Annotated in this window: 13 protein-coding genes and 1 pseudogene; 2 read left to right on the forward strand and 12 right to left on the reverse strand. The window is 55.0% G+C overall.

The genetic code is table 11. The annotated features are described in order from the left end of the window. Positions 1 to 265, forward strand: a pseudogene (locus tag AADA04_RS01725) (IS3 family transposase); the annotation flags it as partial. Between the two features lie 143 nt (positions 266 to 408). Here AADA04_RS01725 and AADA04_RS01730 read toward each other — a convergent pair. The 5 genes from AADA04_RS01730 to AADA04_RS01750 form a co-directional block, all read right to left on the reverse strand. Further along, positions 409 to 1,047: an aspartate/glutamate racemase family protein gene (locus AADA04_RS01730; RefSeq protein ID WP_340691504.1), complete on the reverse strand. Its 639-nt coding sequence runs from the start codon at positions 1,045 to 1,047 to the stop codon at positions 409 to 411. Between the two features lie 23 nt (positions 1,048 to 1,070). Continuing rightward, positions 1,071 to 2,018, reverse strand: a complete 948-nt coding sequence (gene egtD, locus AADA04_RS01735) for an L-histidine N(alpha)-methyltransferase (protein WP_340691505.1) — start codon at positions 2,016 to 2,018, stop codon at positions 1,071 to 1,073. Beyond that, positions 2,019 to 3,290 (reverse strand): ergothioneine biosynthesis protein EgtB, encoded by a 1,272-nt coding sequence (egtB, locus tag AADA04_RS01740; RefSeq protein ID WP_340691506.1) that lies wholly within the window; start codon positions 3,288 to 3,290, stop codon positions 2,019 to 2,021. It lies immediately after the preceding gene. A 271-nt stretch (positions 3,291 to 3,561) separates the two neighbouring features. Next, complete coding sequence (locus AADA04_RS01745; protein ID WP_340691507.1) at positions 3,562 to 4,305, reverse strand: NAD(P)H-dependent oxidoreductase; 744 nt, start codon at positions 4,303 to 4,305, stop codon at positions 3,562 to 3,564. A gap of 37 nt (positions 4,306 to 4,342) precedes the next feature. Next, positions 4,343 to 4,756, reverse strand: coding sequence for a hypothetical protein (locus tag AADA04_RS01750; RefSeq protein WP_340691508.1), 414 nt, complete (start codon positions 4,754 to 4,756; stop codon positions 4,343 to 4,345). A 158-nt stretch (positions 4,757 to 4,914) separates the two neighbouring features. On the opposite strand from AADA04_RS01750, the gene AADA04_RS01755 reads away from it, so the two are divergent. Beyond that, positions 4,915 to 7,308 carry a membrane-bound PQQ-dependent dehydrogenase, glucose/quinate/shikimate family gene (locus AADA04_RS01755; RefSeq protein ID WP_340691509.1) on the forward strand — a complete coding sequence of 798 codons (2,394 nt, stop codon included), beginning with the start codon at positions 4,915 to 4,917 and terminating at the stop codon, positions 7,306 to 7,308. 291 nt (positions 7,309 to 7,599) lie between these two features. On the opposite strand, the gene AADA04_RS01760 is transcribed toward AADA04_RS01755, so the two are convergent. From AADA04_RS01760 to AADA04_RS01790, 7 genes are all read right to left on the reverse strand, one after another. After that, positions 7,600 to 7,842, reverse strand: a complete 243-nt coding sequence (locus AADA04_RS01760) for a hypothetical protein (protein WP_340691510.1) — start codon at positions 7,840 to 7,842, stop codon at positions 7,600 to 7,602. Positions 7,843 to 7,967: 125 nt separating this feature from the next. Then, a complete protein-coding gene (locus AADA04_RS01765; protein WP_340691511.1) occupies positions 7,968 to 8,165 on the reverse strand; it encodes a hypothetical protein in 198 nt (65 codons plus the stop codon). Positions 8,166 to 8,190: 25 nt separating this feature from the next. Beyond that, positions 8,191 to 8,433, reverse strand: a complete 243-nt coding sequence (locus AADA04_RS01770) for a DUF2274 domain-containing protein (RefSeq protein ID WP_340691512.1) — start codon at positions 8,431 to 8,433, stop codon at positions 8,191 to 8,193. After that, the gene (locus tag AADA04_RS01775; protein WP_340691513.1) at positions 8,430 to 9,689 is read right to left on the reverse strand and encodes a TrbI/VirB10 family protein; all 1,260 of its coding nucleotides are present in this window, start codon (positions 9,687 to 9,689) and stop codon (positions 8,430 to 8,432) included. Before AADA04_RS01775 ends, AADA04_RS01770 begins: the two co-directional genes overlap by 4 nt. Further along, a complete protein-coding gene (trbG, locus tag AADA04_RS01780) occupies positions 9,686 to 10,702 on the reverse strand; it encodes a P-type conjugative transfer protein TrbG (protein ID WP_340691514.1) in 1,017 nt (338 codons plus the stop codon). Before trbG ends, AADA04_RS01775 begins: the two co-directional genes overlap by 4 nt. A gap of 6 nt (positions 10,703 to 10,708) precedes the next feature. Continuing rightward, a complete protein-coding gene (trbF, locus tag AADA04_RS01785; protein ID WP_340691516.1) occupies positions 10,709 to 11,398 on the reverse strand; it encodes a conjugal transfer protein TrbF in 690 nt (229 codons plus the stop codon). Positions 11,399 to 11,404: 6 nt separating this feature from the next. Next, complete coding sequence (locus tag AADA04_RS01790) at positions 11,405 to 11,560, reverse strand: hypothetical protein (RefSeq protein WP_340691515.1); 156 nt, start codon at positions 11,558 to 11,560, stop codon at positions 11,405 to 11,407. Between the last annotated feature and the right edge of the window lie 93 nt (positions 11,561 to 11,653).

The raw sequence follows: 11,653 nt of genomic DNA on the forward strand, positions 1-11,653 counted from the left end.
ACCAGCCAGGAATGGCGCGACTTCCTGAAGGATCACAATCTGGAAGCCAGCATGAGCCGACGCGGCAACTGCTATGATAATGCCGTCGCCGAAAGCTTCTTCGCTTCACTCAAAACCGAACGGATCAGGCGGAAGATCTACAAAACACGAGAAGAGGCCCGCCAGGATGTGTTCGATTATATCGAGCTGTTCTACAATCCAAAGCGAAGGCATGCTAAGAACAGCGATGCTGTCACCCGCAGAGTTCGAAATGGCAGCAAAATGAAGTCGTCGGGCGTCTACATTCTTAGGGGCACATCAGCTAGGATGTTTCACTGCATTCCAATTTGATAATTATATGTCACAGACAGAGGAAAGCAACGGTTTTTCAATTTCATGTTAAGTTGAGAATTCAAATTGCGCAGGATGTCACTCAGTCTTGCTCACCCGGTGTATTGCCGTTTTGATCTGTATTTCGGCGGCGTCAAAAATATTGCGTTCCTTCTTTTCTGTGAACATTGATAGCTCCGTGCATGCGACAATGACAGGACAAACATGACTGTACTCAAGAATACGGTCCTGAAATATTTTGACATCTTCGGCGGTTTCGGTGCGCGCGTAAACTTTCAGCCGGAAGGCATCGACAATTGCTACCGTTTTTCCGGACGCAGACGTTGGATTCACACCCATATTTCTTAGCGCGTCAGCCCAGTAAGGTGACGTCATAGTATGCGCCGAACCGAGGACCACAGCGTTATCGGCTTGGGCATTCCCGAGACAAGCAAGTGTTTCGTCAACAGGATGAATGACGCGAGCAGCCGCGCTGAGAGTCGGGAGTCGGTCAAATGTTTCATGCAAAGTCATATTAGGGATAACCACGACATCACACTCCGACAGTCTGTTGAGACCGTCTTGCAACGCAGGTTCAAGTTCGGGGAAGTTGCATGGCAAATGCTTGTTGATGATATCGAAGTTCATTTCTTCCAGCAGTACTGGAACGGCCCTGGCGCCAGACAGCTCACAGATGCGGCTCAAATAGTATGCCGTGCTGCGTTCGCCCAAACTCAACAGCCCTATACCCCTATCGGGGCTCATTTTCGAACCATGATGATATCCAGGAAATAGTCATCAGAATCCCGCAATATGCCGGTTATCTGAAAGCGCGTATTTCCAATAATATTCTCGACAAGCTTCAGGTCATATTTACGCGAAATTTCAGTATGGATTCGTTCGCCCTCAGCAAAATCAAAGCTTCGGTCCAGCACCTCGATACGAATGGATTGTTCGATCAAGCTCACAAGGTAGCTAGCTGCGATGCCGGTTTCTTCTGAATATTCCGCCGTATGCTGAAAGGTATTTAAGTCAAACTCGCCGCCGAGTTCCCGTTTGATGCGGGCGAGCAGGTTTAAGTTAAAGGCTGCGGTTACTCCGCCAGCGTCGCTATAGGCTGGCAATATGATATCGGCGGATTTAATCTGATCTACGCCGAGTATCAATCGGTCCGCCGACTTGAGGCAATCAGACAACTCTTCCAGAAATATCGCTGCCTTCAGGTCCGTGAGGTTGCCAAGATTGGAGCCCAAATAGAGGACCACACGCGGCGTTTCGGTTTCATACAGTATGTTCAATTGCTCAAAATAGTCACCCGTTTTTGGCGCGATGTGCAATTCCGGCAAATGCTCCGCGAGGCGGGCTTCCAACTGCTTGAGAACATGTGAGGAAATGTCTACCGGAACATACGTAAAGTCATACCCCGCCGCCAATAGCCCTTCGAGAAGGTGCAGAGTCTTCTGACCGTCTCCGGCCCCGAGCTCCACGAGTTCAAAATGCATTGTGGGGACTTGCCCGAGCGCTGCGATCAACTCGTTTGTCTGCTGCGTGAAAATATCCATTTCCGCGCGAGTGAGATAGTATTCAGGCAGGTCCATAATCTTGATGAACAGTTCGTCGCCCAGGGCGTCGTAAAAATATTTCGACGGTAAACTTTTCGGGGTGGCGCCAAGCCCGGCGACCACATCTTTTGCAAATTGGCTAAACATCTATCTTGCGAGCCGTAACCCGGAGAATTGCCACCGTTTGTCAGGATGAAAAAAGTTCCGATAACTAGCCCGAATGTGTTCTTTGGGTGTGATACAGGAGCCGCCTTTCAACACAATGACATTGCTCATGAATTTGCCATTATACTCCCCAAGAGTTCCATCTTCGGGACGAAAGCCGGGATATGGCACAAATGGGCTCGCGGTCCACTCCCAAACATCGCCAAAAAGTGCTGAGATTTCGGCTTGCTGGGTCGGCTGGGGCGCGGGACGCAAACGACCGGAGTCCAAAAAGTTCCCCTGCACAGGTTTGGCTTTGGCCGCGAACTCCCATTCTGCCTCAGTCGGAAGTCTCGCCTGAGCAAAGCGCGCATATGCGTCGGCTTCGTAGAATGAAATATGATGGACTGGCGCGTCGGGATCGACGGGTTGCGCGCCGCGCAAGGTCTGGCTCCACCATTCGCCGTCTTGTTCAAACCAATAGAGCGGGGCGGTCCAGCCGCGTGCCTGGCAGACCGCGAACCCGTCTGATAGCCAGAAAGACGGGTCGCCATATCCACCAGCGCTCATAAAGGTCATCCATTCCGAATTCGTCACAGTTCTGCTGGCTAATTCAAATGGATGGACAATAACTTCGTGAGACGGCGCTTCGCAGTCGAAATGGAAATCGGCACCATCATAGCCTAACGACATGACGCCACCTTGAAAGGTCACCCATGCGCTGGACCCGGATAGTTTATTGTATGCGAGCGGTTTAGCGGGACGATAAGCTGGCCGGAGCGGGTTTTGTGCAAAGAGGTGAAGAATATCAGTTAGCGCTAATTCCTGATGCTGTTCCTCGTGAGCCAAACCCAGCGAAAGAAGACCCAAAGCGCGCAGGTTCCCCGCGACGATGAGCGCCTCCATATGCGATGTGACATGTCGTCTGTAATCCAGAACCCGTTCAAGCGTCGGCCGGGTAAGCATTCCCCGACTCCCTCTTTCATGACGCTCTCCAACGCCATCATAGTAGGAGTTAAACAGGTAAGAAAATTGAGGATCGAACCGCGCAGTGTCGCCGAGTTCGGGTGCCACAATAAATTCTTCGAAAAACCAGCTCGTATGTGCGAGATGCCACTTCATCGGACTGGCGTCAGCCATCGACTGGACGGTTGCATCCGCGTCGCTCAGGCCCGCAGCTAAGTTCCCAGTGTTCGTCCGAACTTCTTGAAACCGCGTTAAGGAAGCGTCGTCGCGTTTGAGGGTGGCAACGTCTGAGGCAGAGGGAAAAACCATGAATTGTCCTTATAAGCCTATCTTAAGACAACAGTCGGGTCAAAGATAAGTTCCGTCCGACGCCCATGTTAGCCTGACGAGCGCTTTGTAGTATAAAGTCGGTTTACAGATGTATTCAATGACCTTGAGTCACCCGATGAAGAACCTCTTAGCCTCGCTCAGCCTTCATTTTCGAAATCACGAAGATTTCTACCCGGAAAGTAAGCCTGCAGACATTGATACGGGGTCATCTTATGCCAAACTAAGCAACCATACCGTACATTTCGGTTGCTCAAGATCGAGTGCGCTGATCTAAATGTCGCGCAAGTAATTTAAATCCGAAGCGCTCTCCGTCATCCCAGGCGTTACGGTCATTACCGTAGGTGGGAATGCCCCCATTCGAATTTAACGCGTGAGCTAAATGCATCAAATTCCATGTCATTATAGTCGTATTTCGTTGCGTAAACTCGCTTTCATATCCTGCTGGCTTCCCATCAACATCGTCGCCGAAAGAAGGTCCGGGACCAATTTCGCCGATCCAGCCGCAATCGGCTTGCGGCGGAATTACATAGCCCAGATGCTGTAATGAATAGAGCAAACTCATCCCGCAGTGTTTCGCGCCGTCCTCATTACCCGTTACCACAACGCCCCCAACCTTGCCGTAAAATATGCTTTGACCTTTTTCATTAAGTTTGCCGCTCATGGCATAGAGACGTTCGATGGCAATACGACATATAGAACTCTCCACCCCTAACCAGATCGGCGTACCAATGATGAGAATATCTGCCGACTTGATTATCTTCCAAAGCTCAGGCCATCGGTCCGCCTCATAGCCATGATCAGTCATGTCAGGATATACGCCGGGCGGTAAATTGTAATCAGCCATATGCAGCGTGGAGACTTCCACCTTTGCCGTTTTCATTAATCCGGTAACGGCATTTAAAAGCAATTGTGTGTGCGATTGCGTGGCATCTCGCTTCAAGGAACAGTTGAGAATAACAGCTTTTAAACCGGAGTAGTTCGGTAAATCTGACATGATTTGCTCGTAAGATGTGAGGTGAATTGATACGCGCTTATATTTCGGCCTCGCTCTTGGACCCATACCAGACAAACACCGCAATCATGAAAAACATTACCGCCATGATGAACAGCATCGGGCTCTCACTTGCATTTGGATCGGACGACATCGGCGTCGAGATGCCGAGAACAAATATATGCGAAAGGATTGCGCCGCCGATTACAAGTGTCGACAAAAGAGCGCCCCACACCCGGCGTCCAAAGATTAGAAAAAGCCCCGCAATGATTTCGAGGGACGCCGTAAGATATTTAAATTGCGGCTCTACAAACCCCAGAGCCAGTCCGTATCTGGATGCCAAATTCTCTTCCAGCAACTGAAAGATCGGAACATCTCCAAAAAATTTCATAGCCCCCATCGCTATCATAAAGAATGCAAGAACATATCCTGCCCATTTTGCAAATTTTGCCATTCTCAAACTCCCTCGAATAAAATTCGTCTTGATGGAACGCTTAAGCCCTCCGGGTGTTCCCCTATAATATGATCGTGTGCACGCAGAGGCGCGCTTTACAAGGCATCACGAATAAATGCGGCATACTCGAAGCATGGCTTTCGAGTTCAGGAGGACATATGGATCAATTTTCAAATTGGCGTCGCGGCATCGCAACCATTCTCGGGATCGTCATATTCCTAGTCGGAGTCACCCTTGGAACTGGTGGCTTCATTTTATTGCTTGAAGGCGGATCATTCTACTATTTGATCGCAGGCTTGGGATTGATTGCATCGGGAATATTTCTTTTCAGAGGGTCTTGGATTGGTGCTCTAGTATACGCCGCCGTTTTTCTCATCACCCTTCTCTGGGCGTTTTGGGAGGCCGACGGCAACAATTGGGCGCTCGTCCCCCGTCTTGTGGCTCCGTTGATTTTGATGATTGGCATCTTGCTCGTACTGCCCGCGCTGAATTGGAAGGACCGTAAAGCCAGTCCGATAACGAATCTTGCGTCTTTTGGTTCGATTGCCGCGTTGGTCATAGCGGCCGTATTTGTGCCCGTTTTTTACGGTCAAAATCCAGTCGTGCAAGATGGAGAATTCCCATTATCTTCGGCAAATAATGAGTCCTCCGACCCCGGTTCCGGTACAGGTGTTGACTGGTTAGCCTATGGCGGAACCAAGGAATCGCGGCGTTACTCCCGATTGGACAAGATAACTGCCGACAATGTCGACAAGCTGGAACCGGTATGGACTTTCCACACTGGCGACATGCCAAAGGGCGAACTTGCCGACAGCAAATATGGGGCTGAGATGACACCACTGAAGGTCGGTAATAGCGTTTTTATCTGCTCGGCCAAGAACATACTAATCTCACTCGAACCGGGGACTGGTCGCGAGAAATGGCGATACGATCCAAAGGTTCCGGACGAAAACATTCCCTATACGGCAGCTTGTCGCAGTGTCACCTATTATGAGCGAGCGGAGAAAACCGGTGGGCAATGTGATGCGCGCATTATTGAAGGAACGCTTGATGGCCGCATCATAGCCGTTGATTCTGAAACGGGGCAACCGTGCACGGAGTTCGGTGAGAATGGGCAGGTCGACATGACTATCGGCATGGGCGAATCTGAACCCGGTATGGTGGCAATGACGTCCCCACTTACAATTGTTCAAAACGTCATTGTTACAAATCACCAGGTAAAGGATGGTATTTCGATAGACGCTCCCTCAGGTGTACTGCAAGGTTTCGACGCGGTAACTGGCCAACATCTTTGGGCGTGGGATATGAACCGCCCCGATCTTGTCGGTCGCCCGAACTCCGGCGACGAATTTAGTCGCGGCACTCCAAACTCGTGGACCGCGACTTCCGGCGACGAAGACCTGGGCCTTGTCTACGTCCCAATGGGAAATTCTGCGGGAGACTACATCAGTTATGATCGCTCGGACGCCGAACTGAAATACGCCACAGCTCTCGTCGCGATGGACGTAAAAACAGGAAAGCCGCGCTGGCATTTTCAAACCGTTAAGAATGATGTCTGGGATTATGACCTCGGCTCTCAGGCCAGCCTGATCGATTTTGAGGTCAACGGACAAAAAACGCCCGCTCTTATTTTGCCATCGAAACAAGGCGATATTTATATTCTTGATCGACGCACGGGTAAGCTCCTGACCGGAGCCGAGGATCGTCCGGTACCGCAAGGCGGCGTCCCTGAAGAAGTCCCGCTTCGGGCGAAAACCCAACTGTTCTCGACCTACCACACATTGGCCAAACCTGTGCTCAAGGAGCGCGATATGTGGGGTATGACGTTGATCGACCAGATGGTGTGCCGCATCAAATTTAGGAAGGCGGCCTATAATGGCATGTACACGCCGCCAACGGCTGATCAGCACTGGATTCAATATCCCGGGTATAATGGCGGTTCAGACTGGGGCGGGGTCGCTGTCGATCCCGTCCGAGGCGTTATAATCGCGAATTACAATGACATGCCGAACTATAATCGCCTGGTCCCGCGCGAGACAGCCGATAAGCAACTCGAAGGAAAAAGCGTGGGTGGCCATGCGGCGCTCGCACCGCAAAAAGGCGCTAAATACGCTATCGATGTTAATGCCGGATGGCGCATGAAATCCACAGGTCTGTTATGCAAGGAGCCGCCCTATGGGGGCCTGCGCGCGATTAATAGTCAAACGGGCAAAACCATTTGGGACAGACCGTATGGCACGGCTCGAAATAATGGGCCGTGGGGTATTCCGTCCAGACTTCCCTTTACGATTGGCACGCCGAACAATGGCGGGTCTGTCGTGACGGCCGGCGGCTTAATCTTCATCTCGGCAGCAACGGATGATTTGATTAAGGGGATTGATATTCAAACCGGAGAAACGCTCTGGAGCGATGTCCTGCCGGGCGGCGGCCAAGCAACACCCATGACTTATGAACATGAGGGGCGACAATATGTTCTGATAATGGCCGGTGGACATCATTTCATGGAAACCAAAATTAGCGATGTGCTCGTCGCGTATGCCTTGCCGGATTAGTGCTGGTTTCTTTTCGCTTTTTCAATTGCCCCTAAGCGGCCGCATCACCCAAATAACGTGGGATACGCCACTCGCCAATGGCCACTTTGGCCCCGAATGTTACCGTCCAAATTTCGGAACCCAATGTCGCCTTTTGGCGATTTTCTGCCATTGGATTTGGCTGCTGCCAATGACCGCTATCAGGTTTCTTGAGCCGAAGGCGAATGGCTTCATAGTCGTCAGGAGCAGACGAATGAATGCCCGTTGCCTTTGGTCTCCCAAAGCGTCATTTTTCGAAATGATTGAGGGACTCTAGCCGTTCAGGTCACCTGCCACGAGCAGTTCAAAACGCAGTCGCGAAATTTGCGCGTCGGTTATGCCGGGAGTGCCTTTGTCAGCGTCCGGGTCGTTAGGCCCAGAGGTGAATAAAGGAATACTCTGATCGCCTTCATCCAGGCGATCACGGAGCGGTTCCCATTCCCGAACGCGTTCAACGCGGCGGAAGCGCGGACGTAAAGGTGTATCGAAAAGGGACACTATGCGGTCGGTAGCCATGACATTGCCTTTCCCAGTCAAGGCAAGCAACGTTCGCGCCAATCGTCGGAATCGGCGCCGACAAAATCCGGCCTGAGACCCATCTGGTCACGCCGTTGAATGAGGTTGCGTTGGGGAGCGGTCCGCTAGCCGCTGGCGTCATCCATGTCAGAGAGGTCACCATCACGCTTCAGGCAGGCCGCGAGCCGCTTGCCGCGTTGCTGTCTCTCAGCCCATTCACGGTCAATCACATCAAATATCGGCCAGTACTTTTCGCCGAGCGTCGTCACAATTCTTGCGGCGACTGTCCGGGCTGCCTGCAGGTCCTCGTTTGAAATCGCCATAGTGATGTGACCGCTGGAGTTGTCTTCAGATGTTTGGAGACTTTGAAACCAAGGCTTTTCTGGCCTTCCTGAATCCGGTATCGCTCGCCATGAAAGCTTCGAGCATATGCGGAACGAGTGCCTGGGCGGACACGTCGTTGCCATTGATCCGGCTATGAACGTGGGCATAGTCCTCCAACTCTGTGATCAATGGCGGGTCCATCAACAGGGTCAGTTTCTGCGGTGTCCGGTCGGGCAGTGGTCCGATTTTCAGACTCATGTCGTTCATGGCGTTTTGCCTCCTGCATAGGGCTTCAGAATGATATCCTTGTTGACGATGATGCCGAGCCGCCAGCCTGGCCGGATCGTGATCGTCGGCTGGACGTCAAGATTGCGCCGGACAAGGTCCTGGCCGGCCTGATTGACGCCGGTTTGGGCTGACCTGCGTAAGGCTCTCGCAATGTCGCCTTCATCATCGCTCGCAAGTTCGGAGCCGACGCCCAGAAGTGTCGACAGGGCCAGGCCCTGCAGCAAGCGCCAGGCGTGATAGTCGACCTTGTCTTCAAGCCCTGCATATCCGCGCGCATCGACGCCGGCGAGATTATCGATACGGATCGAAGTGCCATCCGGCATGATGATCCTTGTCCAGACAAGCAAGGCGCGTGATTGTCCGAACGCGATCACACTGTCATAGCGTCCGACGACACGCGCCCCCTGGGGGATGAGTTCAGTCTGTCCGGTGATCGTGTCGTAGACGGGGCGCGTCACCTGGGCGATGACCTGGCCCGGCAGATCAGAATTTACGCCTGTCAGCAGGGTTGCCGGAATGACAGTGCCTGCCATCAGCTGCCAGGGCGAAACGGGCGTCTCGAGCTGATAGGGATTGTAGATGGACGCATCCGGCTCTTCGCTCAGGAAATCCAGCTTGCGCACCTGCCGGTTTGGATCCTCGCTCAGGGCAGATCCGAACGCGCCCGGCGCAGATGCGACAAGCGCCGACAAGTCTGGAAACGGAACCGAAGGCGCGCGGTAGCTCGTGTCGCGAGACACATCTGCCGACGCCATCGTGCGCTGACCGATCGCGAAGAACACGCCGCTACCGCGTGCGGCGTCCGACATGGCTGCCTCACGCGCGGCGAATTCTGCTTCGCGCATGGATCGCTGAGGATCGTCGTCATGGGGCGCTGTGTCATACGCGTCGTCAAACGCCATGCGCCCTTCACGCCGGGCTTTCAGGATGGGCGTGCCGAGGTCTCCGGGCAAAGGCGGGCCGAGCTCAGGCGCGTCAGGCTTCACATCGCTGTAGCTCGCCGGAAGGGCGGCGAGCCCCTCTGCTGTCGGCTTGCTGGCGGTCGAGTAGAGCTCCTTGCCTGCGGTCTGCGCGCGCCTGTCCGGAGATTGCAGGGCAAACGCCAGCGATCCGAGCACAACTGCACTGGCAGTTCCAAGCAGGATGGCAAGTGCGCGCTTGGAGAACCGGCGCACTGGCCGTGGCTTGCCCCGGATCTCGAGCGCCTCAGGGGCGGGGAGGGATGTTTTGCTCATTGACCCGGTGCGCCCAGATCGGACCGCGCGATGCGCACGACGTCCTGCTTCTTTTCGCCGAGCCGGAGCTCGGCCTTCGCAAACAGGCGGTCGACCACATAATAGTCGCCCGACATGCGATAGTTCACGAGCTGGGCGCGCCCGTCGCGGCCGATCACGAACAGGGCTGGCGCATCGCCCTGATCCAGACGGGCCGGAAACTGGATATAGACTTTCCGCCCGTCATCGAACACGCGTTCGGGGCGCCAGTGTGGCTTGCCGCCGGCAAGCGCATACCGAAACTTCAGGCGATCGAGCTGGAGGCCTTGCGGTGCGTGCGCCTCAGCAGACCGCGGCGCGGCGCTGGCGACGCGGGTCACGAGTTGCTGGTCGGCGTAGCGCCAGGAGACGGCGGCCATATAGGTTTCCTGGAAGGCCTGGAGTTCCAGGTGATAGGCCCGCCGTGAGGTCGTCACGATCAGGTTGGTCTTCAGGCCAGGCTGTGTCGGCTTGACGAGTATATGCGCCTGCGCGCTCGATCCCGTGCCTGACACCGTATCGCCAAGCACCCAGCGGACTGTATCGCCGGCCGAGACCGAGACCAGTTCCTCGCCCGGCTCGAGCGCGATATCGGTGACCTGCTCGGGCGCGCAATAGACCTGGTAGAGCGCGCCGATCGTATAGGGATAGACCTGGATCGCGTTCATGTAATTGTCGAGCGAGGGTTCGATGGACGCCTTGCTGTTGGCTGTCTCGATGGCTTCATAGGGTTTCAAGGAAGGCCCTGAAGCATCGGCGACGGGCAGGGGTTTCAGCTGTCCCGGCATCGGCACCGGGTGGTAGGTGGTCAGGACGAGCGGCGCGGGTGCATCCGCCAGGTCTTCGTCCGGTTCGAGGAAAAGATCTTCGGCGAAGGCCGCGTCATCGGCCACTTCGGCATCGAGTACGATGTCGGGCGCGCCGGGACCTGCGGGAAGTGTTTCGCAGGCCGCGAGGCCGGTCGCGCCAATAAGAATAAGGGCAAGGCGTTTCATGGGGATCTACTCCTGTTTGTGGTCTTTCGACCAGTTGAGGCCGTGGACGTAGAGTCCCAGCGGGTTGGCACGGAGGGTTTCGGCAGTGCGGGGGGGATCGATCACGATGGAGAAGATTCCGGTATGGTTTGACTGGCTGATCTCGGCGCCGTTGCGGAAGGCTGTCTCGCGCCAGCGCACGGTGAAACTGTCATCGGAGGAGCGCACCACGCTGGTCACATCAACCGAGACCGAGCGATGGCCGATATCGACAAACGGATCATTGTCGCGGGCATAATCGTTCAGCGTGGCGGCGGCCCGGTCGGTCGCATAGGCATAAGCCTTCAGCCAGTTCTGGCGCACGATGACAGGATCGATCGCGACAGAGCGCGTATTGGTGACAAAGTCTGCCAGGTGGAACGCGATCTGCGCATCGGTCGGCTCGTAGCGCCCCTCGGCAGGCCCGACAGCCCGCACGGCGCCGTCGCTGGTGAGCTCGACCACATAGGGCGTTACAACGGATTGGGTCGAGCGCCAGACCAGGCCGCCCGCCAGGACGAAGGCCAGTCCGATCGACCCCAACGCCGCGAACCGCCAGTTGGCTGCCTGTACCCTGTAGGAGCCAATCCGGTCATCCCAGGCCTGCGCAGCGCGCTGATAGGGGGTGACAGGTTCCGGCGTGTCGCCATAGGCCGACCGGTCGCGTTTCCAGAGCATGCTCATCTAGTCCTCGTCTGTCTTGAGTTGCAGGGATGTGCCGGCGCCGGGCCGGTCGCCATCACGCACGACAGAGGCTGCCATCATGCTGGCATCACGCGTGGCCTGGCTGCGCCGGATGCGGCTTGCCCAGTCTGGCGCGGCGCGGGTCCCGGCTGGCATGGGCCCGCCCTGGGCCGCGCCTTTGGCAATTCTGACGCAAGGTCAGAGGCCGGGAGCCGGGCAGCTTTCGCTGCGACCGGTGGGACTGGCCTT

This window comes from Hyphomonas sp. (assembly GCF_037969335.1).
Taxonomy (GTDB): domain Bacteria; phylum Pseudomonadota; class Alphaproteobacteria; order Caulobacterales; family Hyphomonadaceae; genus Hyphomonas.

What these genes read in the sequence shown, in the direction of transcription:
- AADA04_RS01775 (WP_340691513.1), bottom strand. Translation starts at nt 9,689, where the DNA reads ATGAGCAAAACATCCCTCCCCGCCCCTGAGGCGCTCGAGATCCGGGGC.
- AADA04_RS01755 (WP_340691509.1), top strand. Translation starts at nt 4,915, where the DNA reads ATGGATCAATTTTCAAATTGGCGTCGCGGCATCGCAACCATTCTCGGG.
- AADA04_RS01750 (WP_340691508.1), bottom strand. Translation starts at nt 4,756, where the DNA reads ATGGCAAAATTTGCAAAATGGGCAGGATATGTTCTTGCATTCTTTATG.
- egtD (WP_340691505.1), bottom strand. Translation starts at nt 2,018, where the DNA reads ATGTTTAGCCAATTTGCAAAAGATGTGGTCGCCGGGCTTGGCGCCACC.
- AADA04_RS01745 (WP_340691507.1), bottom strand. Translation starts at nt 4,305, where the DNA reads ATGTCAGATTTACCGAACTACTCCGGTTTAAAAGCTGTTATTCTCAAC.
- AADA04_RS01760 (WP_340691510.1), bottom strand. Translation starts at nt 7,842, where the DNA reads ATGGCTACCGACCGCATAGTGTCCCTTTTCGATACACCTTTACGTCCG.
- AADA04_RS01765 (WP_340691511.1), bottom strand. Translation starts at nt 8,165, where the DNA reads ATGGCGATTTCAAACGAGGACCTGCAGGCAGCCCGGACAGTCGCCGCA.
- trbG (WP_340691514.1), bottom strand. Translation starts at nt 10,702, where the DNA reads ATGAAACGCCTTGCCCTTATTCTTATTGGCGCGACCGGCCTCGCGGCC.
- AADA04_RS01770 (WP_340691512.1), bottom strand. Translation starts at nt 8,433, where the DNA reads ATGAACGACATGAGTCTGAAAATCGGACCACTGCCCGACCGGACACCG.
- AADA04_RS01790 (WP_340691515.1), bottom strand. Translation starts at nt 11,560, where the DNA reads ATGCCAGCCGGGACCCGCGCCGCGCCAGACTGGGCAAGCCGCATCCGG.
- egtB (WP_340691506.1), bottom strand. Translation starts at nt 3,290, where the DNA reads ATGGTTTTTCCCTCTGCCTCAGACGTTGCCACCCTCAAACGCGACGAC.
- trbF (WP_340691516.1), bottom strand. Translation starts at nt 11,398, where the DNA reads ATGCTCTGGAAACGCGACCGGTCGGCCTATGGCGACACGCCGGAACCT.